General features: G+C 37.1%; 25 protein-coding genes, 1 riboswitch and 1 other annotated feature. Of the genes, 17 read left to right on the forward strand and 8 right to left on the reverse strand.

Features of this window, described 5'->3' with window-relative positions:
- Positions 1-42 precede the first annotated feature (42 nt).
- The 5 genes from MHH69_RS03490 to MHH69_RS03510 all read left to right on the forward strand — a co-directional run bounded on the left by MHH69_RS03490 (position 43) and on the right by MHH69_RS03510 (position 5135).
- A complete protein-coding gene (locus MHH69_RS03490) occupies positions 43-1230 on the forward strand; it encodes a glycine C-acetyltransferase (protein WP_341361753.1) in 1188 nt (395 codons plus the stop codon).
- A 91-nt stretch (positions 1231-1321) separates the two neighbouring features.
- Positions 1322-2392: a nucleotide kinase gene (locus MHH69_RS03495; protein ID WP_341361754.1), complete on the forward strand. Its 1071-nt coding sequence runs from the start codon at positions 1322-1324 to the stop codon at positions 2390-2392.
- Between the two features lie 222 nt (positions 2393-2614).
- Complete coding sequence (locus tag MHH69_RS03500; RefSeq protein WP_341361755.1) at positions 2615-3625, forward strand: methionine ABC transporter ATP-binding protein; 1011 nt, start codon at positions 2615-2617, stop codon at positions 3623-3625.
- Complete coding sequence (locus tag MHH69_RS03505; RefSeq protein ID WP_191706119.1) at positions 3618-4286, forward strand: methionine ABC transporter permease; 669 nt, start codon at positions 3618-3620, stop codon at positions 4284-4286. Before MHH69_RS03500 ends, MHH69_RS03505 begins: the two co-directional genes overlap by 8 nt.
- A gap of 12 nt (positions 4287-4298) precedes the next feature.
- Complete coding sequence (locus tag MHH69_RS03510) at positions 4299-5135, forward strand: MetQ/NlpA family ABC transporter substrate-binding protein (protein WP_341361756.1); 837 nt, start codon at positions 4299-4301, stop codon at positions 5133-5135.
- Positions 5136-5199: 64 nt separating this feature from the next.
- Here MHH69_RS03510 and MHH69_RS03515 read toward each other — a convergent pair whose 3' ends face one another.
- Positions 5200-6396 (reverse strand): pyridoxal phosphate-dependent aminotransferase, encoded by a 1197-nt coding sequence (locus MHH69_RS03515; RefSeq protein ID WP_158599706.1) that lies wholly within the window; start codon positions 6394-6396, stop codon positions 5200-5202.
- Positions 6397-6547: 151 nt separating this feature from the next.
- On the opposite strand from MHH69_RS03515, the gene MHH69_RS03520 reads away from it, so the two are divergent.
- The 4 genes from MHH69_RS03520 (at position 6548) to MHH69_RS03535 (ending at position 11651) form a co-directional block, all read left to right on the forward strand.
- A complete protein-coding gene (locus MHH69_RS03520) occupies positions 6548-7339 on the forward strand; it encodes a carbon-nitrogen family hydrolase (protein WP_122972456.1) in 792 nt (263 codons plus the stop codon).
- A gap of 249 nt (positions 7340-7588) precedes the next feature.
- Complete coding sequence (pbp4, locus tag MHH69_RS03525) at positions 7589-9586, forward strand: penicillin-binding protein PBP4(5) (RefSeq protein ID WP_122972455.1); 1998 nt, start codon at positions 7589-7591, stop codon at positions 9584-9586.
- Between the two features lie 223 nt (positions 9587-9809).
- Complete coding sequence (locus tag MHH69_RS03530) at positions 9810-11021, forward strand: ISL3 family transposase (RefSeq protein WP_341362940.1); 1212 nt, start codon at positions 9810-9812, stop codon at positions 11019-11021.
- Between the two features lie 90 nt (positions 11022-11111).
- Positions 11112-11651 (forward strand): cysteine hydrolase family protein, encoded by a 540-nt coding sequence (locus MHH69_RS03535; RefSeq protein ID WP_341361757.1) that lies wholly within the window; start codon positions 11112-11114, stop codon positions 11649-11651.
- Positions 11652-11833: 182 nt separating this feature from the next.
- On the opposite strand, the gene MHH69_RS03540 is transcribed toward MHH69_RS03535, so the two are convergent.
- Positions 11834-13366, reverse strand: a complete 1533-nt coding sequence (locus MHH69_RS03540) for a glycine betaine uptake BCCT transporter (RefSeq protein ID WP_341361758.1) — start codon at positions 13364-13366, stop codon at positions 11834-11836.
- Between the two features lie 630 nt (positions 13367-13996).
- On the opposite strand from MHH69_RS03540, the gene MHH69_RS03545 reads away from it, so the two are divergent.
- The 5 genes from MHH69_RS03545 (at position 13997) to MHH69_RS03565 (ending at position 17809) form a co-directional block, all read left to right on the forward strand.
- A complete protein-coding gene (locus MHH69_RS03545) occupies positions 13997-15298 on the forward strand; it encodes a Y-family DNA polymerase (protein WP_122972452.1) in 1302 nt (433 codons plus the stop codon).
- 51 nt (positions 15299-15349) lie between these two features.
- Positions 15350-15676 carry a YolD-like family protein gene (locus MHH69_RS03550; RefSeq protein ID WP_122972451.1) on the forward strand — a complete coding sequence of 109 codons (327 nt, stop codon included), beginning with the start codon at positions 15350-15352 and terminating at the stop codon, positions 15674-15676.
- Between the two features lie 263 nt (positions 15677-15939).
- Positions 15940-16887, forward strand: a complete 948-nt coding sequence (locus MHH69_RS03555) for an L-threonine 3-dehydrogenase (RefSeq protein ID WP_122972450.1) — start codon at positions 15940-15942, stop codon at positions 16885-16887.
- Between the two features lie 248 nt (positions 16888-17135).
- Positions 17136-17513 (forward strand): SET domain-containing protein, encoded by a 378-nt coding sequence (locus MHH69_RS03560; RefSeq protein ID WP_122972449.1) that lies wholly within the window; start codon positions 17136-17138, stop codon positions 17511-17513.
- Positions 17514-17599: 86 nt separating this feature from the next.
- Positions 17600-17809, forward strand: a complete 210-nt coding sequence (locus MHH69_RS03565; RefSeq protein ID WP_122972448.1) for a hypothetical protein — start codon at positions 17600-17602, stop codon at positions 17807-17809.
- Between the two features lie 105 nt (positions 17810-17914).
- Here MHH69_RS03565 and trpA read toward each other — a convergent pair whose 3' ends face one another.
- The 6 genes from trpA to MHH69_RS03595 all read right to left on the reverse strand — a co-directional run bounded on the left by trpA (position 17915) and on the right by MHH69_RS03595 (position 23366).
- A complete protein-coding gene (gene trpA, locus MHH69_RS03570; protein WP_122972447.1) occupies positions 17915-18697 on the reverse strand; it encodes a tryptophan synthase subunit alpha in 783 nt (260 codons plus the stop codon).
- Positions 18694-19884, reverse strand: a complete 1191-nt coding sequence (trpB, locus tag MHH69_RS03575) for a tryptophan synthase subunit beta (protein WP_122972446.1) — start codon at positions 19882-19884, stop codon at positions 18694-18696. Before trpB ends, trpA begins: the two co-directional genes overlap by 4 nt.
- A 38-nt stretch (positions 19885-19922) precedes the next feature.
- Positions 19923-20549, reverse strand: coding sequence for a phosphoribosylanthranilate isomerase (locus MHH69_RS03580; RefSeq protein ID WP_122972445.1), 627 nt, complete (start codon positions 20547-20549; stop codon positions 19923-19925).
- Positions 20549-21346 (reverse strand): indole-3-glycerol phosphate synthase TrpC, encoded by a 798-nt coding sequence (gene trpC, locus MHH69_RS03585; protein ID WP_122972444.1) that lies wholly within the window; start codon positions 21344-21346, stop codon positions 20549-20551. Before trpC ends, MHH69_RS03580 begins: the two co-directional genes overlap by 1 nt.
- Positions 21343-22380, reverse strand: a complete 1038-nt coding sequence (gene trpD / locus MHH69_RS03590) for an anthranilate phosphoribosyltransferase (RefSeq protein WP_341361759.1) — start codon at positions 22378-22380, stop codon at positions 21343-21345. The genes trpC and trpD overlap by 4 nt, the downstream gene beginning before the upstream one ends.
- A 76-nt stretch (positions 22381-22456) precedes the next feature.
- Positions 22457-22695, reverse strand: a binding site (T-box leader).
- A gap of 188 nt (positions 22696-22883) precedes the next feature.
- The gene (locus MHH69_RS03595; protein ID WP_122972442.1) at positions 22884-23366 is read right to left on the reverse strand and encodes a QueT transporter family protein; all 483 of its coding nucleotides are present in this window, start codon (positions 23364-23366) and stop codon (positions 22884-22886) included.
- A gap of 5 nt (positions 23367-23371) precedes the next feature.
- Positions 23372-23415: riboswitch (PreQ1 riboswitch) on the reverse strand.
- Positions 23416-23785: 370 nt separating this feature from the next.
- On the opposite strand from MHH69_RS03595, the gene MHH69_RS03600 reads away from it, so the two are divergent.
- Genes MHH69_RS03600 through MHH69_RS03610 form a run of 3 tightly spaced genes read left to right on the forward strand, consistent with a single transcriptional unit; the run spans position 23786 to position 26645 of the window.
- Positions 23786-24793 carry an ABC transporter substrate-binding protein gene (locus tag MHH69_RS03600; protein WP_341361760.1) on the forward strand — a complete coding sequence of 336 codons (1008 nt, stop codon included), beginning with the start codon at positions 23786-23788 and terminating at the stop codon, positions 24791-24793.
- A 30-nt stretch (positions 24794-24823) separates the two neighbouring features.
- Positions 24824-25858 carry an ABC transporter permease gene (locus MHH69_RS03605; RefSeq protein ID WP_341361761.1) on the forward strand — a complete coding sequence of 345 codons (1035 nt, stop codon included), beginning with the start codon at positions 24824-24826 and terminating at the stop codon, positions 25856-25858.
- Entirely contained in the window at positions 25851-26645 is a 795-nt protein-coding gene (locus MHH69_RS03610; RefSeq protein ID WP_122972439.1) for an ABC transporter ATP-binding protein, read from the forward strand. Before MHH69_RS03605 ends, MHH69_RS03610 begins: the two co-directional genes overlap by 8 nt.
- Positions 26646-26695: the final 50 nt, after the last annotated feature.

Genomic DNA, 26695 nt, shown 5'->3' on the forward strand with positions numbered 1-26695 from the left:
ATGCTAAAATCTAACTAACTGAAGTAAAAGGGGATGAAATTCATGTCTAAAATTTTAGATGCATTTCTGAATGAAAATTTAGAAGCTTTACGAGACCAAGGGCTATATAACGAAATTGATGCCGTTGAAGGCGCTAATGGCCCAATGATTCAAGTAAATGGGAAACAATTAATTAACTTATCTTCAAACAACTATTTAGGCTTAGCAACAAATGAAGAATTAAAACAAGTAGCAAAGAAAGCTATTGATAAATATGGTGTAGGAGCAGGAGCTGTTCGTACAATCAATGGTACGATGGACCTTCATGTACTTTTAGAAGAAAAGCTTGCTGAATTTAAAGGAACAGAAAGTGCCATATCGTACCAATCCGGATTTAACTGTAATATGGCCGCTATTTCAGCGGTAATGGATAAAAATGATGCGATTCTTTCTGATCAATTAAACCATGCATCCATTATTGATGGTTGTAGGCTTTCAAAGGCAAAAATTATTGCTTATAATCATTCGGACATGGATGACCTTCGTGCAAAGGCAAAAGAAGCGAAAGAATCCGGTTTGTATAATAAAATTATGGTCATTACAGATGGTGTATTTTCGATGGATGGCGACATTGCTAAACTTCCAGAAATCGTTGAAATTGCAAAAGAGTTCGACTTAATTACTTATGTAGATGATGCTCATGGTTCAGGTGTAACAGGTAAAGGAAAAGGAACTGTAAAACATTTTGGACTGGAAAAAGAAATCGACTTCCAAATCGGTACTCTTTCGAAAGCGATTGGGGTAGTAGGTGGTTATGTGGCAGGGAAGAAAAAATTAATTGATTGGTTAAAAGTTCGTTCCCGTCCATTCCTATTTTCAACAGCTGTAACACCTGGCGATGTAGCAGCAATTACGCGTGCATTGCAAATGATTATGGATTCAACCGAATTGCACGACAAACTTTGGGAAAATGGCGACTACCTAAAAGCAGGCTTGAAAAAGCTAGGATTTAACATCGGTGCGTCAGAAACACCGATCACTCCATGTATTATTGGAGATGAAAAATTAACGCAACAATTTTCAAAGCGTCTTGTAGAAGAAGGGGTTTACGCAAAGGCGATTGTCTTCCCTACAGTACCAAAAGGAACAGGACGTGTGCGCAATATGCCAACAGCAGCTCACACGAAAGAAATGCTTGATAACGCACTTGCAATTTATGAAAAAGTAGGCCGCGAATTGGGAGTAATCTAAAGATTGAGGTACCTAGTGAACGAAAACTAGGTACCTTTTTTAGGCTATCGACATAAAAATAAGGTTAACAAATCGATGGAAGGATGAAGTTTTGACTGGGACAATAACATACTTTTTCGGGCAAGCAATGACTGGGCAAGGCATGAAACATTTATATAAAGAATTAATGAGTACGGAAGCAAACACAGTATATCTTCTAAAAGGAGCCCACAGTTTTAAAATATCTGATCTGCTTGAAAAACTTGCAAATCATTACAGTAACAAAGGAGTAGACGTTGAATACTTCCTTGATCTGCTTTTTGAAAATACCCTCGAGGCAATATTTGTAAAAAAACCATACAACATTCTTTACCTCCAAGCTACCAACCCATCTGTTGAACCTATAGTATTAGGAAAAAGAGATAAAGTCATTTCATTATATGATTGTCTAGATGAGCAGAAGCTTATTTTACATGGTGAGCAACTTGAGCAATTATATGAAACAAAAACAAATTATTATCAAAAATGCTTTTCTGCTTTAGCTAATGCGATTAAAATTCATGATGATTGGGAAGTAGAAACGAGAAGATATATGAACTGGCAAGGGCTAGATAAACAATTTGATGAACTAAAAAACGTTCTTTTTGGGGACGAAAAACAAGCTAAAATGGCAAAAACAACTCACCGTCTCCTTGGAACATTAACACCTGAAGGGGCACGAGATACGGTTCAAAGCATAACGCAAAATCTTGAAAGAAGGCTGTTTATAAAAGGTTACCCAGGCACTGGAAAGTCATCGATGATGAAAAAACTTGCCGACGAAGCTGCTTCAAGAGGATATGATGTGCAAATGGTATGGTGTGGTCTTGATTCAAATTCAGTAGATATGGTGATTTTACCAGAGCTAAAGTTTTGTATTTTTGACAGCACTGAACCACATGTTTACTTCCCAGATGAAAGCCGAGCTGGCGATGAAATCTTAGACATTGCTCAGCATTGCCATCCAACAGAGGTTGAGGAAAACAATATACAAAAGATTGTTGCAAAATATAAATCGGCTATTTCTGATGCGACAGTTAATGCCAATTTATATGCTCAGGAAGAGAGAAAGGTACGGGAAATAATAGATCAAGCAATCGATTTAGAAGAGTTTGATAAGCGGACAAAGGGATTATTTTTATGAGAGAGTAAATGGTTTTCAACTTAAATCATATGGGGGTTAATAACATTTAAAGTGGGGACGTCCAAAAGTAAAAGTTGCTGGACGGCCCAGCCCCCTTTCTATTTTGTTCCTTATAAAACAATTTCTCTGTATTTATTGACAATACAGAGATTTCAATGTATTTTGATAAAATATAGAAATTTAGTTGGTATTAACTAAATGCTAACCAGTGAGGAGAAGTGCATGCTAGAGTTTCAAAATATTACGAAAATATATGAATCTAAAAAGAAACAAATAGTCGGTGTAGATAACGTCTCTCTAACGATTAATAAAGGCGATATTTTTGGTATCGTTGGTTATTCAGGTGCAGGGAAAAGTTCATTGCTTCGCTGTGTCAATCTTTTAGAAAGACCGACTAGTGGGAAGATACTTGTAGATGGTATCGATTTAACAAAACTGCCCGGTAGTAAATTGCGGATTGCCCGATTGAAAATTGGGATGATTTTCCAACATTTTTATTTAATTAGTCAAAAGACCGTTGGAGAGAACATTGCATTTGCTTTACGTGCAGCAAAGACTCCTAAAAATAAAATCCCGACAAAAGTTACGGAATTACTAGAAATGGTAGGGTTAACGGACAAACGAGATGTATATCCTGGGCAACTTAGTGGTGGTCAGAAGCAACGAGTTGGAATTGCTCGTGCCCTTGCCAACAATCCCTCCATTTTACTTTGCGATGAAGCAACTTCTGCACTGGATCCGAAAACGACCCTTTCCATATTAAAGTTGTTAAAAGAAATTAATCAACGATTGGGCATTACGATTGTATTAATTACTCACGAAATGGATGTTGTTAAGGAAATTTGTAATCGAATGGCGATTATGCAGGATGGTCGGGTTATTGAAGAAGGGGAAGTGTATGATATCTTCGCAGAACCAAAGGAGCCTTTAACGAAGGAATTTATTAATAGTGTCGTATCTTTTGAGATTCCAAATGAAATCTTAAAAGAAGTAAATGGACAAGTGATAAAAATTTTGTTTAAAGGTGATGTCGCAGGAGAAGGTGTTATTTCAGATACGATGCAACGTTTTGATGTGAAAGGGAACTTTTTACATGGCACGATTGAATATATTCAAGAACGTCCACTTGGGATTTTTATCATGGAATTACAAGGTGAAACAGCCGCTGTTAATGAGGCCAAGCATTATATGGAACAACGAGGCGCGCTAGTGGAGGTGATTGAACATGTTTGATTTTCCGTATTTTATTAGTATGTTGCCAGATATTTGGAAAGCCTTTACTGAAACGCTAATTATGATAGGAATCTCCCTTTCAATTTCCCTCATCATTGGATTACCCCTTGGTGTATTGTTGTTTGTTACAGATAAAGGGTTATTTTGGGAAAATCGATTTGTCAAAAGTATTTTCGGATTTGCAGTGAATATTATTAGGTCGATACCTTTTATTATTTTACTCGTTGCGTTATTTCCATTAACGAAATTACTAGTAGGAAGTACAATTGGCCCTGTTGCGGCAAGTGTATCCCTTTCGGTAGCAGCGATTCCTTATTTTGCCCGTTTAGTTGAATCGTCATTAAGAGATATCGATAAAGGGGTAATTGAAGCAACAATCGCAGTGGGAGCTACACCGTGGATGATTATAACAGATGTCCTTATTCCAGAGGCGAAATCAACGATTATTCGCGGGATTACTTTAACCGTTATTAGTTTAGTTGCTTACTCTGCGATGGCAGGAACAATTGGTGGAGGTGGTATCGGTGATTTAGCGATTCGGTTCGGCTATTACCGTTATGACGATACAATTATGATTTCAACTGTGGTCATTTTAATTATTTTCGTACAACTCATTCAATTAATTGGCGAACAGATTGCAAAATCAATCGATAAACGATAAGGAGAGATAGATGTGAAAAAGTATTTATTAACATTTTTAACCCTTGCATTAGCGATAATACTTGCGGCATGTGGTGGAAACGATGAAGGGACTTCATCGAACGAAGGTGGAGAAAGCAAAGAGATTAAATTGGGGGCTACGGCAGGTCCTTATAGTGACATGTTAACAAAAGCAATTATTCCCCAATTAGAGGAAAAAGGTTACAAAGTGGAACTAGTTGAATTTAGTGATTATGTTCAACCAAATAATGCTTTAAACAATGGGGATATTGATGCGAATCTTTTCCAACATTCCATTTACTTAGAAACTTTTGAACAGCAAAATGATATGGATTTAGAAGCATTAATTTCAGTACCTACAGCACCAATGGGCTTCTTCTCCGAAAAGTATAAATCTGTGGAGGAAATTGAAGACGGGGCAACAGTTGCGATTGCAAACGACCCATCTAACGCTGCTCGTACCCTTTTAACATTACAGGCTCAGGGACTTATTGAAATTGATCCCAATATTGACGAGTTAACGGCTTCAGAAAAAGATATCGTAAAAAATGATAAAAACTTAGTGTTCCAACCAGTAGAGGCAGGTTCCCTTCCGCGTCAAATTGAAAATGCGGACGTAGCCGGTGTACCTGGTAACTTTGCCCTAGCTGCAGGATTAGATTTAATGAATGCGGTATTTTTAGAAGATATGAATGAAAAGTATCGTAATGTTGTTGCTATTAAAGCAGAAAATAAAGATAGTCAGTTAGCAAAAGATTTAGTTGAAATTATTGAATCAGTTGAATATGAAGAAGTAATTGATAAAGACTTCCAAGGTTTTAGTAAACCAGAGTGGATGGTTAATCGCTAATAGATAAAAAAGGTTAAGGCGTTTGAATAAACGCTTTAACCTTTTCTTTTTTATTATTTTAAGTTCAATTTGATTTCGTTATTGAAATCGGTTCGCCTTTAAATAAACCTAACGCTTCGATACGACTTATCGCTTCTTTTAACCGACTTTCATCTACTAATAAGCCGACTCGAATGTAACCTTCTCCATACTCACCGAAGCCGTTACCAGCCGCAACTGCTACGTTTGCTTTTTCAAGTAAAAGATCGGCAAATTGTTCACTCGTATAGCCTTCAGGAACTTTTAACCATGCAAAAAATGAACCTTTTGGCGCCACTACGTCCCAACCAATGCGATGGGCTTCTTCAATGAAAACATTACGTCTTCTTTCGTAAATGGCAAGTTGTTCTTCTACACAATGCTGATCTTCGTTTAGAGCGGCAATTGCGGCATGTTGAATAGCAGGGAAGATGCTACAGAATAGATGATCTTGAATTAAGTTTAAAGCGGCAATAATATCTGCGTTACCTACTGCAAATCCAACCCGCCAACCGGCCATATTGTACGTTTTAGATAGCGTGTAAAGTTCAACTCCAACTTCTTTAGCTCCTTCTATTTGGAGGAAACTCGGAGGACGTTCACCATCAAATCCAAGGGCACCGTAAGCAAAATCGTGAACAACGGCTACATCATTTTGCTTTGCAAAGTCAACCGTTTGTTGGAAAAACTCAAGAGTGGCAGTGGCGCCAGTTGGATTATTTGGATAATTTAAATACATTAATTTTGCTCTTTGTTTTATTTCATCAGATAATGATTCATAATCTGGTAAAAAGTCGTTATCCTCGGTCAGCGGAAGCGTATCGTAATGGACATCACCAAGGACAACTCCTGATAAATAATCGGGATAACCCGGATCAGGAAGAAGCATATAATCTCCAGGATTTAGAACAGCGATCGGCAACTCAACTAAGCCAATTTTAGAACCACCTAGTATGGCAACTTCACGGTTTGGATCGATATCGACACCGTATTCCCGTTTATAAAAATTGGCAGCTGCTTCCTTTAATTGTTGAATTCCTTGGAAAGGCGAGTACTTATGGGTTTGAGGGTCTTCTGCTGCCAATTGCAGTGCACTCACAATATGTGGTGGTGTTGGGCGGTCTGGATTTCCCTGTCCTAAATTGATAACATCTCGACCTTCTGCAATCGCTGCATTAACCTTTTGTACAAGGGATGCAAAAAATTGAGTAGGGAGTTTTTGCAGTTTATTAGATAATTTCATTATTCATTCCTCTTCTTCCCATTTTATTCTTTTTCTTAAACTAACTACATAGTATAATCGCTATACTTTGTATCAAATTCAGAATATAATTACTATTAGATATGTAGGAATAATAGTACTTTTAAGTAAAAATGTCTAGGGGGTTATCGCAATGAAAATCGGATGTATTCAGCTAAATGTTAGATTTGGAAAAGTAGATGAAAATTTCGAACGTGCTGAAAAATTTATTCGCGAAGCAGCAAGTAAAGGTGCGGAAATTGTTATTTTACCTGAAATGTGGAATACAGGTTATGCATTAGAAAAATTAGGTGAAATAGCTGATCACGAAGGTATTCGTACAAAGGCGTTTTTACAAAGCTTATCAACGGAACTAGGCATGCATATTGTTGGTGGTTCAGTAGCAACAGAGCGTGACGGTAAGTTTTATAATACGATGTATGTTTATAACCATAATGGCGAGCTTGTGAGCGAATATAATAAAGCCCATTTATTTAGATTGATGAATGAAGAAAAATATTTAGAATCAGGTAATGAAATGAATCTTTTTAGTTTAGGAGAATTAGAAGCTGGTGGTGTCATTTGCTATGATATTCGATTCCCTGAATGGTTGCGTGCCCATGCATTAGCGGGGGCAAAAGTGTTATTTGTTTCTGCCCAATGGCCAACCCCTCGTATTGATCATTGGAAAACACTATTACAGGCGAGAGCAATTGAAAACCAATGTTTTGTCGTTGCAGTAAATCGTATCTCCCATAAAGTTGAAAATTATAACGGACAATCGATGATCATCGAACCGTGGGGAGAAGTATTATGGACAGGGGCAGAGGATGAAGAACTTGCTATTATTGATGTAGATTTTTCAAAAGTAGATGAAGTTCGTAGTCGCATTCCTGTTTATGACGATCGCCGTCCTGGTCTGTATAGTGGAGTAGTAGAGGAGTAAATTTAACATTTACAAATTCTTAACTTTCATTTATGCAACAATTTTAAGATTTTACATAAGCTATAGCAGACCTCTCGGGGCTTTCGAGCTTTGGGGGGTTTTATACATTCTATTGACCATATTTTTTGATTTCCAATTTATATTGAATTTTATAAATTTCGGTAATATGGTAAGGTGGTAATAGATTCGTTCAAAAGCTTTTTAAAATATGTAGAAATATACTATAGAAGTAATTGTAGGGGGGATTATATGAAAAATAAAAAATGGATTGTCATATTATCTATTGTACTTGTTGTTTTACTAGCAGGTGGTTCCGTCTTTGGTTATTCCCAATGGCAATCGGCCAAAAAGGAAGAACGATTAAAGGATGCGGCAAAGGCTTGGGTTTCAGCCATTGAGAAACAATCCTTTGATAAAATACCGAGTCTTGTGACATCCGATTCTCTTAAAGCTGCAGGTTATACAAAGGAAACCGTTGTTGAGAAATATGATGCTATTTATGGTGGTATTGGTGTTTCCAATATGAAGATTGATTATGAAATATCAGAAGATCATACATTAAGTTATACTGCTACTTTTGATACTGTCCTAGGTACTATTTCATCGATTCCTTATAAAACAAAGCTGGTTGAAGATGGGGATACTTATAAAATTGACTGGACTGCAGAATTAATTTTCCCTGGCATGCTTTCAGACGATAAAATTCGCTACACAGTGGATGAAGCCCAACGAGGAAGTATTATTGACCGCAATGGAAAACCTCTTGCCTTTAATACAACAACTTATCAGGCTGGAGTTGTACCTCAAAATTTAGGCGAAGGACAAGCAAGGACTTCTAAAATTGCTAATATTGCGAAACAGTTAGGCATATCGGCTGAATTTATCGAAGAACAGTTATCCCAAAGTTGGGTACAGCCGGACTATTTTGTTCCACTCAAAACATTAGCCTATGGAACGGAAGCGACAGTTATTGATGGCGTATCATATCAAGAAGTACAAACCCGTGCATATCCACTAGCGGATGCTGCAGCCCAATTAACGGGCTATGTTGGTGAAGTAACTGCGGAAGATATTGAAAAGGACCCGACATTACAATCGGGTGATATTATCGGAAGAAGCGGTCTCGAGCTAACATTTAACGATGAACTCCGTGGAGAAAACGGTGGAGAAATTTATATTGAAACAGCAAATGGTGAAAAACGCGCAACGATTCAACAAGTGGAAAAAAAGGATGGACAAGACATTCAAGTAACTGTTGATGCACAAGTGCAACAAGTAGCTTTTGATTCGTTGGAAAACGCGGCCGGTTCTACAGTTGTAATGGAGCCGAAATCCGGTAACTTATTAGCCCTTGTTAGTAAACCTTCTTTTGATCCGAATTTATTTGTCGTAGGTATTACGCAAGATCAATACGATGTGTACAACAATGATGAAAATAAACCGTTTATTAGCCGTTTTTCAACACGTTATGCACCTGGTTCAACCTTTAAACCAATTACTGCTTCTATTGGGTTAGAGGCTGGTGTTACTACTGTTGATAAAACTCGCGAAATATCTGGTTTGCAATGGCAAAAAGATGACTCATGGGGGAACTATAAAATTTCCCGTGTGACGGAAACAGATGTAGTCAATTTAGAAACAGCACTTGTGAAATCAGATAATATTTACTTTGCCCAAGAAGTATTGGAAATGGGAGAAGACACGTTCCGTGAAGGGTTAAATAAGCTTACTTTTGGTGAAAATTATGACCTTCCGTTAACAATGGAACCTGCTCAAATTTCCAACGAAAAGTCGTTTGGTTCCGAAATTTTACTTGCGGATACTGCTTATGGACAAGGTCAATTATTAATGTCTCCTATTCAAATGGCAGCAAACTATTCCGTTTTTGCTAATGATGGCGTATTAACTTATCCGAAGCTATTAGTAGATGCTGAAAGTAAAACGAAGGAAGTTTTTGCAAAAGAAACCGTAGATACAATTAAACCAATGCTTATGAAAGTCGTTACATCTTCTGAAGGGACGGCAAATAGTCTAAAAGGTGTAGGTAATCTTGCTGCTAAAACTGGTACAGCAGAGTTAAAAGGTTCGCAAGGAGAACGTGGAGTAGAAAATAGCTTAATATTTGCCTTTGATGCGAATGATTCAAGTTACTTAACGGTTTCGATTGTAGAAAATCATCGGGAAGTAGAAAAAACAGCAACGGAACTCATTAAACCAGTCATTCAATTTTTAGAAAAAGTTCAATAATTTTTTAATGAAAGAGCCTAACTTTTGTTAGGTTCTTTTTTATTTTGGCAGGGAATCGGTATAGAAACTTTTTCCTTTTTCTTCTTTTTAAATTGGCTCTAAAATATTTGTTGGGGTACAGATAAAATTCAGAAAAAATAAACACGCAATCTCCTAATTTTGTTAGACTTTGTTTAGACCAATAAACAAAACAAAAGGGAGATGCGTGTAATTGAATTTTAACATGACTTTACCAGGATTAGAAGAGTTTATCATTACGAAATCATTGGAAAAAGACGGTTACTATGAACTTCATTTGGAGTTGGAGAGGAAAGCTCATCGTTGTCCGTGTTGTGGTCAATTAACCGAACGCGTACATGATTATCGAATTCAGAAGATCAAACATAATAGTATTTTTAGTAGAAGAACATTCCTATTCTATCGAAAACGTCGGTATGTTTGTGAAGTCAAAGATTGTAGGAAACGATTTTACGAAGATAATTCCTTAGTAGAGTGGTATCAAAGACAGTCCATAGAGTACAAACAGGCGTTGGCGATTGAAATCATCCATGGTAAAAATTTTAAGGATGTGGCTGATCGTTTTGACACTTCACCGACAACCGTAATGCGCCATTTTGATAAAATTAGTTCTTCTATGTTAACGGAGACTAAACAGTTACCAGAAGTCATCGCAATAGATGAATATAAAGGGGATGCAGGTGGTGAAAAGTATCAAACGGTCATTGCTGACCCTATTAATAGGAGACCATTAGATATTTTAAAAGATCGTAAAAAAGAAACGCTGGTAGCTTATTTAAGAAAACATGGAGATAACGTAAACGTTGTCGTTATGGATATGAGTCATTCTTTCAAAGCAGCTGTTGATCAAGCATTAGGACGCCCTGTTGTCGTAGCTGACCGATTTCATTTTTGTCGTTATATATACTGGGCTTTAGAAAAAGTGAGAAGGAAGGAACAGAAAGCCTTTGACGATTACCAACGTAAGAAATGTAAAAGAATGCGTCATGTCTTTTATAAGCACTATGAGGATTTAACCGAAAAGCAATTATGGTATTTAAATTACTTTTTAGAAAAGTCACCTGAATTAAAAAAGGCTTATGAATTGAAAGAGGCTTATCGATTATGGTTTGAAATAGCTAAACAATTAGCACCGAATAATTTAAAAGAAGTAAAAGAAAGATTATATAGCTATTATGATTTAGTAAAGTCTTCCGGATTAGTTGAATTTAAAAAGGCAATAGAAACCTTTCAAAATTGGCAGAAGGAGATTATGAATAGCTTTGCCTATAACTTGAATAATGGTTATGTCGAAGGCATTAATAACCAAACGAAGGTTATTAAAAGAAATGCGTTTGGGTTTAAACGATTTGATCGATTCAGATTAAAGGTGTTATTACACCATCAATATAAAAATATAGATGTTCGCATAAATTAGGAGTGAGCTAAATGCTCACCCCAACATTTGACTTAGAACCTTTAAATTATAATTATTTATAATAATAAGGATGGTTTAGGGGGAAGAGAAATGTCAAAAGAAGCACTCATTATAGTAGATATGAGCAACGACTTTGTTTCGGACGACGGGAGTTTAACAGCTGGAAAACCGGCTCAAGAAATAGTACCTTATATTATTAATAAGGCAACGGAATTTTTACATAATGACCAAGTTGTGGTAGTAGCTATGGATGCCCATGAGGAAAATGATCCGAATTTTGAACTATGGTCTCCGCATAATGTAATTGGAACAAAAGGACAGGAACTTTATGGGGATTTAATGACATGGTTTAAAGAACATGAATCCCATCCAAATGTTATTTATCAACCAAAAACAAATTACAACGCTTTCTTTAAAACGGGCTTAGCTGAAAAGCTAAAAGCTCTCAATGTTGAAAAAGTCCATGTCGTAGGCGTTTGCACAGATATTTGTGATTTTTTAACAGTAGCAGGAGCCGATGCAGAAGGATTTAAAACAGCCATTCATAAACAAGGTGTTGCAACATTTACAGATTTAGGTGAAACATTTATTCAGCATATGAAAACATGTTTCTTTACAGAAATTATTTAATCAAAAAGGATGCCCTTAAGTTTACGCACTAGGGGCATCCTTTTTAAATTTATTGTTTAATCTACTCTTCAGTTTACCAAAGTGTTTCATTGTTACTGAAGTAGTGTATGTTCGTGCAATTGTTTAGTATTACCTGGTACTACATTCTCTAGCACAGCCCTTTTCGGACAGCCTTTTCCATTTTACTGTTCTAGATTTTCCGGTTTTTTCCGTGGTTTTGGTTTGTGAAACAATCCGAGTTCTTTTTTATCTTTTGCTAAAGATCGATAAAGTGAAACCATCATTAAAATAATAATTATGGAAAATGGAAAAGCTGCTATAACCAATGTATTTTGTAGTGCTTGTAGTCCTCCACTATATAAAAGAACTATAGCTACAGTCGACTGTGCAATACCCCACGTTAATTTTACACTAGTAGGTGGTATAAGTGATCCGTATGTTGTTTGCATACCAAGCACAAATGTTGCGGAATCAGCAGATGTAATGAAAAATGTACTAACAAGTACAATTGCTACGACAGATAGAATGAACGACCAAGATGATTCATTAAAAATGGCAAATAAAACTTCTTCAGTAGCCAATTGAGAGATGTCTATATTTACAGCTTTTTGAACCTCGATTGCTGATGTTCCAAACACAGAGAACCATATAAAGCTTACGAGAGCTGGAAGTAATAAAACCCCTACGACAAATTCTCGTATCGTTCTACCTCTTGATACACGGGCGATAAAAATACCAACAAATGGCGCCCATGAAATCCACCATGCCCAATAGAAGATTGTCCAGTCATTAATCCAAGAACGATGCTCTTCATTAAGTGGTGCGATACGGAAGCTCATTTGAATTATGTTTTGTATATAGCCACCGAGTGAATCAGTAAACATGTTTAAGATGAGGATTGTAGGTCCCGCGATAAACATTAAAACTAATAATGCAATTGCCACAAACATATTTGTGTTACTTAAAATCTTGATTCCTTTACCTAATCCAGTTGATGCTGAGATGATGAATAGAACGGTAACAACAGCTATGATAATAAATTGAATGGTAAAATTATTAGGTATCCCTAATAAATAAGATAACCCTCCATTAATTTGTGTTGCACCAAATCCTAGAGTTGTTGCAACACCAACAACAGTTGCGACAACAGCTAAAACGTCTACTACTGTTCCAAAAGTGCCTTCCATTGCTTTTTTTCCTAAGACTGGTTTTAATGTAGCGGAAATGAGACCGGGTTCTCCCTTACGGAAATTGAAGTAAGCTAATGCTAACGCCACTATTGCATATATTCCCCATGCATGAATCCCCCAATGGAAAAATGTGTATCTCATCGCTTCTTTATATGCTGAATTTGTTTCTGGTTCAGCTAGTGGGGGGTCCATAAAATGGGAAAGCGGTTCTGCTGCTCCCCAGAAGACAAGGCCAATCCCCATACCTGCACTAAATAACATGGCAAACCAGGAGGGTCTTGAAAATTCAGGTTTCTCATCAGGTTTTCCTAATTTTATCGCTCCAACAGGGCTGAATATAAGAAAAACACAAAAAATTACAATGATTGTAACCAAAATTAAATAATACCATCCAAATGCCGACGTAAGAAATGCTTGTAAATTTCCTGTTGCTTCTTCAAAACTCTTTGGGGCGGCAACACCGAATATAACTGCTGCGAGAACAATCGCAACGGAAATCCAAAAAACATTTGAAATTTTCTTCATCCTAAATTCCTTTCTTCAAAAAGTTTTCACGATTTTTAATATGATTAAAAAAGTTGACAACTCTTTAAGCCTATCAAATTTATTCGTTTTTTTCCAATAAAGAGGGGATTTTATCAGTTATTGTCGATACAATTAATTTTCAAAAAATATTTATTCTATTCCTTCCCTTAGTATATTCCTCTATAACTCGTGTAACTAATTAGGAAGTTGACTAGCGATAATGGTCATTTCTTAAAGTGGATACCGTTATGTATTTTCAATGTTTGCAAATAGAATATCCGATTTTTTTCAGGTATCTCTTTTATTCTAAGTTTTATTCTTTCACTTGCTGATTATGCATTTCTCCCTTATATATATTTCTATTATATATAATCATTGCATTTCAATCATCTTCATTTCAATAAGTGATGGGGAGAGGGGAGTGACTTGTGGGATAAAAATAGTAACTTAGCATCTTTGTAGTAAACCGTGTTTCAGCACTCTCGCTTTAAGGTGAAAGAAATATATTCCACTAGCGCCTTTCAGTATCTTCCATATACTTCCTCTTGTCGTCTCAATTATCTCATTTTAAAATGAATATAAGAACGAATGTTCGTATATATTAATAATAGATAAATTGGAGGTGTAGTGATGCATGGGTTGAAGGATAGAGAAGCGGATGAGACAAATTCATTGGAAAAGTACGAACATGCACCGAATCGACCGATTATTTGTATCGATATGCGATGCTTTTATGCCAGTTGTATGGCGATGCTTGAAAATCTTGATCCCCTTAAAGTACCGATTGCGGTTATAGGGAACTTCCAGCAAAAGGGAAGTATTGTGCTTGCTGCATCACCACCGATGAAGAAACGGTTTGGTATTAAAACAGGCTCTCGTCTTTTTGAAATTCCAAAACATCCTGATATTCGATTATTTGAACCGAAAATGGAATTTTTCGTGCAAATGTCGATGGAAATTACGAATTTAATTAATCAATTTGTTCCAAAGGAAGCAATTCACGTTTATAGCATCGATGAAAGCTTTGTTGATCTTAGTGGCACTGAAAAACTGTGGGGACCACCAGAAGAAACAGCTAAATTTATTCAAGAAAGTATTTATCGACAATTTCAAATACCAAGCGCCGTTGGAATGGGACCTAATATGTTAATGGCAAAACTTGCACTAGATTTAGAAGGGAAAAAGAAAGATTTTGCCAAATGGACATACGAAGACGTTCCTACAAAACTTTGGCCCTTATCCCCCCTTTCAGAAATGTGGGGAATCGGTCGCAGAACAGAACGTACGTTAAATAATATGGGAATTTTTACAGTAGGTGATTTAGCTAATACCGATTTAAAAACATTAGAAGATTGTTTTGGTATTATGGGTAATCAGCTTTACTATCATGCATGGGGAATTGATTTATCCCCGCTTGGTGCACCGTTAGCACAAGGGCAAATTAGTTTTGGGAAAGGGCAAGTGCTAATGCGGGATTATCGAAGTCGTAGTGAAATTCTTGCTGTCATTCTCGAAATGTGTGAGGACGTGGCAAGAAGAGCAAGGGAAGCGTATCAAGTTGGAAGAACGATTTCCCTTGGGGTTAGTTATAGTAAAGATGCTTTCGGAGGTGGTTTTCATCGAGCACGGACGATTGACGAGCCAACGAACGACACGATGAAAATTTATAAAGTATGTGAGCAATTGCTCGATGAACATTATGCAGAACGCCCGGTAAGGCAAATTTCTTTAAGCATTTCGAAGTTAGAATCCGAAAACTCCATGCAGCTAAGTTTGTTTGATGATAGGAAATGGAGAAAACGAAAACTAGGTGCAACAATGGACTATTTACGGTCAAAGCATGGCTCTACAGCAGTTCTACGTGCCGTTTCTTATACAGAAGCAGGAACAGCCGTTAAACGGGCCCAGTTAGTAGGTGGTCATAAAAAATAAAGTGGTGTTAGAGAGTAGGTCACGAACATTTTATGACAAGAGGTGAAGATGATGATTCGAGACCGTGGAAATATTAAATGGAACGCAATGATGCTGCCAGAACACGTGGAATTATTACGAGAATGGCATGAGAAGGATGATTACGTTAAAAAACCCGAATTAGACGAATGGGCATTGCAGGAACTTAGTGAGCAACTGCAAATTGCCTATCATAATAAAGCGGAAGTGGAATTAGGCCTTTGGGAAGACAATCATATTTTTAAAGCAACAGGCATTATTTCCGCTTTTAATGTAACGAAAGGGACGTTGTCTTTTGAGGATGGTCGTAAATTTCCCTTTTATTCGATTTTTTCGATTACCTATTCTTCTGTTGATTAAATAAAATAAAAGCTAACCGATTCAGAATCTTACCGAAATCATTCGTTAGGTAGGACTCGTATGGATTTGGTTAGCTTTTTTACATCTCTTAAAGAAGTTGCATATGCTATGGAGAACAAATATTTAAAAAAGACAAACAATTAAGTATTGTCTTTTATAAGTGAACGGGTTATAATAAAAATCGCCAAAAACATTGATATAACAACGTTTTATTGTATTTTCGGAGTGTACATTTGTTTATCATCAGAGGAGGGTGCATATATATGAAAAAAATTATTGTCACGGGTGCATTGGGTCAAATTGGATCAGAACTTATTGTAAAATTACGAGATATATATGGAAAAGACAACGTTTTAGCTACGGATATCCGTAAAGAAAAGGACGTTAATGGTCCTTTTGAAGTGTTAGATGTAACTGATGAGAACCGAATGTATGAGCTTTCAAAACAATTCGGTGCGGATACGATGATTCATATGGCTGCATTACTTTCTGCAACAGCAGAGAAAAATCCCCAGTTTGCATGGAATTTAAATATGGGTGGGTTAATGAACGCCCTTGAAGTAGCACGGGAGTTAAATTTGCAATTTTTCACACCAAGTTCCATTGGAGCGTTTGGTCCATCAACACCTAAGGATAATACTCCGCAAGATACGCTCCAACGCCCTACGACGATGTATGGCGTAAACAAAGTAGCCGGGGAGCTATTATGTGATTATTACTTTACTCGTTATGGAGTAGATACGCGTGGTGTTCGATTCCCAGGGTTAATTTCATATGCAACTCCTCCTGGTGGCGGTACAACGGATTATGCAGTAGATATTTATTATAAAGCGGTTGAGAATGGTCGCTACACCTCATACATTGCAGAGGGTACCTATATGGACATGATGTATATGCCAGATGCATTGCAAGCGATTGTAGATTTAATGGAAGCAGACGGCTCAAAATTAAAACATCGTAACGCCTTTAACATAACTGCAATGAGCTTCGAGCCTTCGCAAATTGCAGCGGAGATTAAAAAGCATATTCCAACATTTGAAATGGACTATGACGTAGATCCTACTCGTCAAGCGATTGCAGATAGCTGGCCAAACTCCATTGATTCTTCAGCGGCAGTAGAAGAATGGGGCTTTAAAGCTCAGTATAATTTAGAAAAAATGACAATTGATATGCTAGAAAAATTAAACAGAAAATTAAAAGCAATTTCATAAATAAGACAGAAGTGCAAATCAAAGGGATTTGCACTTTTTTGTTAGAAAAATAAATAATATTGACTGAAAGGAATATTCTAAAAAGAAGGCGTGTAACAATAAAAAAGGGGAATGTGCCTATTCGTCTGTTGGGAAGTTTAATGCAACAAAAAAGTTTATAAAGAAGTTTTAAAATGAAAAATTCGTTACTAATATGCAAATTAATGTTACAGTTAGAAAGAAAATTTAAAAGTGAGTAGGCGAACAACATGATTGAAGTAAAAACATCTCCGCTAAGTGATGGAGAATTCAATAGAGGGGTATTTGCAACATGTGATATTAAAAAAGGGGAGCTATTACACGAAGCACCAGTCATTTCCTATCCAAATGACCAACATCAACATATTGAACAAACCCTCCTCGCTGATTACGCTTTTGAGTATGGAATTAATCATACTGCAATCCTTTTAGGGTATGGAATGTTATTTAATCATTCCTATGAACCGAATGCTATTTACGAAATTAATTTTAACAATCATACTTTTGATTTTTATGCATTTAAAGATATAAAAGCTGGAGAAGAAATTTTAATTAATTATAATGGCGATGTTGATGACAAAGAACCACTGTGGTTTAATCAGGAATAAAATGAATATTGATATAAAAGGATTCTATTTTAGATGACGATTAAAGAAACAACGAAAGATATTTAAACGATATAAGGAGTAAAAAAATGAACAAACGATGGACGATTGATAAAATTAAACAATTTGTTGAAAATAATTCAGATAGTAAGTTACTAACAACGGAATTCCATGGGTTTTCTCAAAAATTATTATTCCAATGTGCCTGTGGTAGTCATTTTGAAAAAACGTTTACGAAATTTAAAAATAATAACCAACGTAAATGTGATGTTTGCCAACCACCAAAAGCATCCCGTTAAATTTATTACGATATAAAACGTGCTGGCTTCTATTAAAGTCGGCACTATTTTTTTATATTTATAAAAAAGAGCCATTGAATATAAAGATTCAATGGCCTTAAAGGATTACTTCATAGCAACTGTTTTTGAAGCTTTCACTAAGTTTTCAATGGTAGTCCAATCATCTTGAACTAGACAGTCAACAATCTTACTACCAACAATTACCCCGCTACAAAATGATCCGAAACTTTTTACGTGATCAGGTGTTGAAATACCAAAGCCTGCTAAAACAGGTGTATCCGTATACGTTTGAATTTTTTTAAAGTGTTCATCCAATTGGGTTGCAAAGGAGGACCGGGCACCAGTAATCCCATTTACAGTGACAGCATAAATGAACCCTTCACTTCTTTTTGTTAAACGTTCAATCCGTTCTGGAGTACTCGTTAAAGATACAAGCTGGACAAGATCAATCGATGCATTCTTTAAAGCAGGCTGAACAATTTCACTTTCCTCGAGGGGCATATCTGGAATAATGACTCCACGAATACCGGCAGCCCGGGCATCTTTAGCAAATTTCTCCGTTCCATAGGCTAGTATAGGATTTAAATAGGTCATAGCTACAAGGGGTACCGTCAATTCACTCGCAAAGGAAGTTAATGTTTCAAGGACAGTGTGTAAAGTGGTCCCATTTGCTAAAGCCCGTTCACCAGCCCGTTCAATCGTAGGTCCATCTGCAACTGGATCTGTAAAGGGAATCCCAACTTCAATTGCTGTAACTCCCAGCTGTTGTAATTTTAAAATCGTCGGTTGTAATTTATTTAAACCACCGTCGCCAGCCATTATATACGGTACAAATGCTTTATGGCCTTGAGCTGTGATAGATAAAATCGTTTTCTTTAACAAACTCATGAAAGGTCACCTCCAAGGGCAGCAGAAATTGTATGAACGTCTTTGTCACCACGACCAGATAGGCAAATGACAAGAATTTCATCGGGTGCCATTGTTTTTGCGAGATTGGCTGCAAAATAGATGGCATGGGCACTTTCCAAGGCGGGAAGGATACCTTCCGTGCGACAAAGTAACTTAACTCCTTCCAACGCCTCATCATCTGTAACGGTACCGTAAGATGCTCGCCCGATTTCGTGAAGGTGACAATGTTCTGGTCCGACCCCAGGATAATCCAGACCGGCAGAGATGGAATGGGCTTCTTGAACAAAGCCGTTGTTATCTTGTAATAAGTACATAAATGCTCCGTGTAAAACACCAGTTTGACCACCTTGAATAGCAGCAGCATGCATCCCTGTTTCAATTCCTTTCCCTGCAGCTTCTACACCATATAAAGCGACATCTTCGTCTTCAACAAATGGATAGAACATGCCGATAGAGTTACTACCACCACCAACACAAGCCACAACAGCGTTAGGTAGACGGTCTTCCAATTCTAATATTTGTTCCCGAGTTTCATCACCAATCACCCGTTGAAAATCACGAACAATTGTAGGAAATGGATGGGGACCCATAGCAGAACCTAAAATATAGTGGGTATCTTCAATGTTTGTTACCCAGTGGCGTAATGCTTCGTTTACCGCATCTTTTAATGTGGCAGAACCTTTATCAACGGCGACTACTTTTGTGCCAAGAAGCTCCATGCGGAAGACGTTTAAAGCTTGCCGTTTAACATCTTCTGCTCCCATGTAAACAATACAGTCTAAATTGAGAAGGGCACAGGCAGTGGCAGTAGCAACACCATGTTGACCAGCACCAGTTTCAGCAACAATTTTATTTTTCCCCATACGTTTCGCAAGAAGTGTTTGCCCAAGGGCATTATTAATTTTATGAGCTCCTGTATGATTTAAATCTTCCCGTTTCAAGTAAATTTTTGCTCCACCACAATATTCGGTTAAACGTTCAGCAAAATAGAGGGGGGTTTGACGCCCTACGTAATTTTTTAAGTAGTAGCGAAGTTCGTCTTGGAAAGATTCGTCGCTTTTGACTTTGTCATAAGCAGCATCCAATTCTTGTAAAGCTGTCATTAATGTTTCAGGTACGAACTGTCCACCAAATCGACCGAATCGACCTTTTAATTCTGTTGTCATTTATATCCGCTCCTTTTTCATTCATTCATCCATCCTATTTATTTCGCTACACTAGTTAATTTCTGTGATGCTGTTTCGATAAATTGTTTAATCAAGTGACTGTCCTTTATCCCTTTTTTTTCAACTCCACTTGAGACATCTACACCAAAAGGATTCACTTGGGCAATAGCATGAAGAACATTTTCACTATTGAGTCCACCAGCTAAAATGACCTTGCTCTTAGGAATGGAAAGTTGGTCTAGTAAAGTCCAATCAAAAATGTGACCGCTCCCTCCAGCATAGTTCGTACCAGGCGCGTCAAATAAATAATAGTCCACTTCATACTGACTAGCCCTTTTTACATCATCCGCATTTTTAATGGAAAATGCTTTGATGGAAGGATAGCCTAACTGTTTAATAAATTGGGCTTCTTCATTTCCATGGTATTGAACATAATCAAGATCAACTAGTTCAACAGCTTCTCGTACTTGTTGGGCGGTTGGATTGACAAAAACACCAACTTTTTTCACATGTGCGGGAATACTTTGAGCTAACTTACGGGCCTGTTCAAAGGATATTTGTCGTTTGCTCTGGGCAAACATAAAACCAATCCATGTGGCACCAGCCTCAACAGCGGCTTTCACATGTTCTTCTTCTTTAAGTCCACAAATTTTTACTTTTGCCATTACTTCACTTCCTTTGCGACAAAGGGGAGGGGAACTTGTAAGGAGGTTAATGCTTCTCCCACATCTCCACTACGCATTAATGATTCACCGACTAAAACACCGTGAGCACCAGCTTTAGCAACCCGGGTTGCATCTTCTGCATTCCAAATGCCACTTTCACTAATAAAGACAATGTCATCATAATCATTTAGTTTATTGGCTAATTTTTCACTCTGGGCAAGATCGACGGTGAAGGTTTTTAAATCCCGATTGTTTACACCAATAATTTTTGGATGTATAGCTAATGCCCGATCAAGTTCCTCTTCGTTGTGTACTTCCACTAAAACGTCTAAACCTAACATGCTGGCGTAAGTGTAAAACGCTTTTAGCTTTTCATCGGAAAGGGCAGCAACAATTAATAAAATGACGGAAGCACCGGCAGCTTTCGCATAATCTATTTGTACTTCATGAATAATAAAATCTTTATTTAAAATAGGAATATCCACATGATTGGCGATATCAACTAAATCTTGAAAGGAGCCTTTGAAAAACTTTTCTTCTGTTAAAACAGAAATGCAAGCAGCTCCTGCCTGTTCATATGTTTTCGCTTGCTCGATTGGGTTTGCCCCTTCAGCGATAAGACCCTTAGATGGAGAAGCCCGCTTCATCTCGGAAATAATTTGAAGCGTTTCTGCTTTTCTTAAATCATTATATAGAGAAGGGCGTGTTTTTCTCTTTACTTCAAATTGTGGTTCATTTTCTAAAAGGGATGAAAGAATGGTTGATTTATGATCTAAAATCGTTTGTAAAATCGTCATTGTACCGCACGCTCCTTTACAATTCCTTGACTATATTCCACAACAGCCTCAAGTTTACGTAATGCTTTTCCAGATAAAATGCTATCCCGTGCAAGTTCGACCCCATCTTTTACCGAGTCAACGGTACCGTGGGCAAACAAACCGAGGGCTGAATTAAAAACGACTACATCAAAATAAACACTTTGTTTCCCTTGCAATAACTCTGTTAAAATAACGGCATTTTCTTCTGGTGTACCACCGCGTAATGCCGTGATGGAAACGGGGGTTAAGCCAAGGGATTGTATGTCGATTGAAAATGGTTTAATTTCTCCCTTTTCTAATAAGGCGAACGTATTATTGGAATCTAACGATGCTTCATCCATCCCTTGTGAACCAGAAACGACAATTGCCCGTTGACGACCTAAAATACGAAGGGCTTCTGCATACTGGCTAACAAATTCAGGACGGTTAATGCCGACGAGCTGCGTTGTTAAATTTGCGGGATTTGTTAAAGGGCCCACCATATTAAAAATCGTTGGTTTTCCAATAGTTCGTCGAATCTCACCTATTCGTTTTAGTTTTGGATGAACGTTTGGCGCATGGAGAAAAGTAATTCCTTCTCGTTGTAATAAATCAATGGAATCTTCTATAGAAAACTCTGTATGAATTCCTAAAGCTTGTAGTACATCAGAACTTCCAGATGCACTAGATATTTTACGATTACCATGTTTCACGACAGATACACCATTTGCGGCTAATACGAAGGCAGACGTAGTACTAATATTGAAGCTTTTTAAACCATCCCCACCTGTACCACAGTTATCAAGATAGTTTCCTTCAGGCAATGGTAAAGGAAGGGCATTCGATTTCATAACAGTCGCAAGGGCTGCTACTTCCTCCGTTGTTTCACCTTTGTTACTTAATGCGATTAAAAGATCTGCAATATCCTTTTTTGGAGTTTCTTCATTAAATATGCATTCAGCAGCTTGAAGCATTTCTTCAAAGGATAAATTGTTCATTTCCTTGACTTGGTTTGTAAATGATTGAATCCCCATTATTTTTCATCCTCCTAAAAATTAAAATTAGCAGGTTAGAGAAATAAAAAAGTCCTCTACAAAAGGAATTCCTTTTGTAGAGGACGATATATACCGCGTTGCCACCTCTGTTGAAGCATAAAAATACTTCCACCTTGGCGTGTTAAGAAGTAAAAAAGCACTTCCAACACTTCCTTGTAACGTAGGAAAGACGTCAACTAACTAACGCTAGTTGCTCTCATAAGGCCCATTCACGAAATGTACGCACTAGTTCACACCAACCACTAGCTCTCTAAAGCGCCTGAAATCGCTACTATTCTTATTCATCAATTTTTTCTCAGCTATTCTCATCTAAACTCTGCTTTGCTCAAACGGTGGTCACGCTCCCGCGACCTACTACCGTATCCGAACAATTAATTAAGTAGAATTGTAGACTTAAATTTAATCCTTGTCAATATTTTCAGAAAAATCGAAGAGGAAAATTGTATGAAAAAAACCGAGAAAGATAATTCTCGGTTTAGACGTTATATTAAATCTTTGAAATTTAATCGTTTATTTAATAGGTACATAATAGGGGCACCTACAGCAAGTACAACGAATTCACCAACGGCACATGTAAACCAAGTCCATAAAAATGGAAGTTTAAGGGCGATGTTTAATTCAAAGGCAATGATGAACATTGTACAAGTAAATAAAAATGTATTAATCATTAAACGTAGCCAAATGTTTTTTACGAACTTACAAATGAAAATAAAAATGGCTAGTGTAATAACCGATTGACCGACGCCAAAAATTAAATCGTAAATGCCGAGGGGGGAAAATAAATTGGCAATAAATACACCAATAATAATCCCAAGCATATAACGAGGGTTAAAGGCAACTAGGTGATTAAACATCTCTGAAACTCTAAATTGGATTTCTGTAAATCCAAAGGGTGCAACTAAAAGGGTAACAGCCATATAAAGAGCCGCAATAATCCCAGTTGTGGCAATAAATTTAACTTTCATATTCATTCTCCTTAGTTTTTTTTCGTGGGAGTTTTCGAACCACGGTGAAAATATCACAAGAAAATATACTATTATATTTTGTTCCATATGTCAAATGAACTATAAAATTTGGAGGACAAGTAGATTAGTTGTCCACAAAATAGGAAAATGTCGAAAACTAGTCACATTTTTTATATTTTTTTAAAATAATGAATTCTTCATAAAAACTATGTACTTTAACGGTTTAAAGCGACAAATTATTTTTCTTGTAGTAGTAATTATGAAAATTGCAAGTAAGAGCCTATTTAATGCTGTTGACTCCCATAGGTTAGCAATGTAATATAATCGTTAAACTCAAAATTTTTAGAATAATTAAATAGATTAGAAAATTCATTGATGTTGAGTGGAATGAATTTGAAAGGGAAGTAGGGGGAGAAAGAATGAAAAAGGGTCCAAAAAAGCGTTCATTGTTATCGTTAGGATTAGTATTATTATTGGCCGCTTGTGGCGGAGGGGAAACAACTACTGATACAAAAGATGGTACAAATGCTGGAACATCAGAAGGGGAGAAAACTTTCAAAGTAGGGATTACGCAAATCGTAGAGCATCCTTCATTAGATGAGGCAACAGAAGGGTTTAAAGCAGCTTTAAAAGAGGCGGGATTAGAAGTCGAATTTGTCGAAGAAAACGCCCAAAACGATCCGAGTATGAATACAACGATTGCGCAAAATTTAGTGAATGACGGGGTTGATTTGATTTTTGCTAACTCTACCCCATCAGCTCAAGCTGTAAAAGGAGCAACATCTGATATCCCGATTATATTTACCTCTGTTACAGATGCAGTAGGTGCAGAATTAATTGACTCAATGGAAAGTCCAGGTGGTAATGTGACGGGTACAGTTGACTTACATCCAGATACGATTGCGAATACAGTAGCTTTCCTTAAGGATGAACTAGGTGCTAAAAAAGTAGGTACCGTCTATAACACTGGTGAACAAAATTCCGTTGCCCAAGTTGAACAAATGAAAACGTTACTAGAAGAAGCTGGTCTTGAGTTGGTCGAAGCAGCAGTTTCCACTTCAGCAGAAGTAAAACAAGCAACGGAATCATTAGTAGGGAAAGTAGATTCTCTATATATCATTACGGATAATACCGTTGTCTCTGCTTTGGAGTCAGTTATTGACGTAGCGAATTCGAATCAACTTCCAGCTATGGTAGGAGAATTAGATTCGGTTGCCCGCGGTGGTTTAGGTGCTTACGGTTTTGAATATTATGATATCGGCTATGAAGCTGGTGAAATGGCAGTGAAAATCTTAAATGGGGAATCAACACCATCTGAAATTCCTGCTGCATATCCAGGAAATTTAAAATTATTAATCAATAAATCAACTGCTGAAACTTTAAATCTAGAAATTAAAGATTCTTGGAACGCAGAAATTTACGAATAGATTAAAAGGAAAGATAGGGGATGATTCAATATGTTTACAGCGATGTTTGGTTCAGTTGAGCAAGGAATCATCTATGCAATTATGGCACTCGGAGTGTATTTAACATTCCGAGTGTTAGATTTTCCGGATTTAACCGTGGATGGCAGCTTTGTAACAGGGGCAGCTACAGCAGCGATGATGATTGTACTAGGCTACAACCCAATACTGGCTACATTAGCGGCACTTGTTGCTGGATTTATTGCAGGATGTATGACGGGGCTTTTACACACGAAAGGAAAAATAAATCCACTTCTTTCGGGGATATTAATGATGATTGCTTTGTACTCGATTAATCTCCGCATTATGGGATTATCCGATGAAAATGCAGTCGTAAAGCCAAATATTCCATTGATGAGTTCAGATTCGATATTTTCACAGTTTCAAAGCTTATGGGGAAATATCGGTATTGATCAAGCATTAACGAGTTTCTTAAAAAATACGTTAGGATTTCAAACGGCTCCATCTACTTGGGGGACAATTTTAATTGTTCTCATTCTTACACTAATTATTAAAAGTATAGTAAATTGGTTTTTGAAGACGGAAGTAGGCCTTGCGATTCGTGCAACGGGTGATAACAAAAGAATGATTCGAAGTTTTTCAGCCAATACGGATGGGTTAATCGTACTCGGATTAGGGGTTTCTAATGCTTTAGTAGCCCTGTCAGGAGCTTTAATTGCCCAATATTCGAAATTTGCCGATGCCAATATGGGGATTGGGATGATTGTTATTGGTTTAGCATCTGTTATTATCGGAGAAGCAATCTTTGGAACGAAGACGATTTTCCGTACAACATTAGCAGTAGTAGCAGGGGCTATTATTTATCGAATTATTTATGCAGTAGCTTTACAAATTGACTGGTTAGATACGTCGGATATGAAGCTCATTACAGCTATCATTGTCATTTTAGCTTTAGTCATTCCGCATCTAGTCGAAAAGCGACGTGAAAAAATAAGAAAAGAAAAAAGGCGAATACAACGTCTCGAACAACAACGAGAACTTACGCAAGGAGGGAACCACCTTGCTTAAATTAGAAGGAATAAATAAAATTTTTAATGAAGGTACACCAGATGAAAAAATTGCTTTAGATAATATTAACCTCCATTTATCTCCAGGTGACTTTGTAACGGTCATCGGAAGTAATGGGGCAGGGAAGTCAACGATGATGAATATGATTTCCGGAGCATTAACCCCTGATTTTGGAGTGGTTACGATTGATGGGAAAGAAGTAACGAAGCTGCCAGAATATAAACGTTCTCAATTTATTGGTCGTGTGTTTCAAGATCCAATGGCCGGTACCGCACCATCGATGACAATCGAAGAAAACTTAGCCATTGCTTATTCACGCAATGCAAAAAGGGGATTACGTAGAGGAGTTAATAGTAAACGTCGAGAGTTCTTTCGTTCTTCTTTAGAGAAGTTAGGGTTAGGCCTTGAGAATCGGTTTAATGCGAAGGTAGGTTTACTATCGGGTGGAGAACGACAAGCGTTATCATTATTAATGGCTACCTTTACGAAGCCTGCCATTTTATTATTGGATGAACATACGGCTGCCCTTGATCCTTCAAGAGCAGAGTTAATTACCCGATTAACGAAGCAACTAGTAGAAGAAGGGAACTTAACAACTTTAATGGTTACCCACAATATGCAACAAGCCATTGATTTAGGAAATCGCCTTATTATGATGGATAAAGGGCAAATTATATTATCGATCGATGAAAGGAAAAAGCAACAATTATCAATTCCAGATTTAATGGCTGAATTTGAAAATATCCGCGGTGAAAAAATGAATTCGGATAGAGCGTTGTTAGGTTGAAAAATAGGAAGAAAACGAAGGGGAAATGACGGAAAAATGTCGTTTCTTCT

This window comes from Ureibacillus sp. FSL E2-3493 (assembly GCF_038077515.1).
GTDB classification, from domain to species: domain Bacteria; phylum Bacillota; class Bacilli; order Bacillales_A; family Planococcaceae; genus Ureibacillus; species Ureibacillus halotolerans.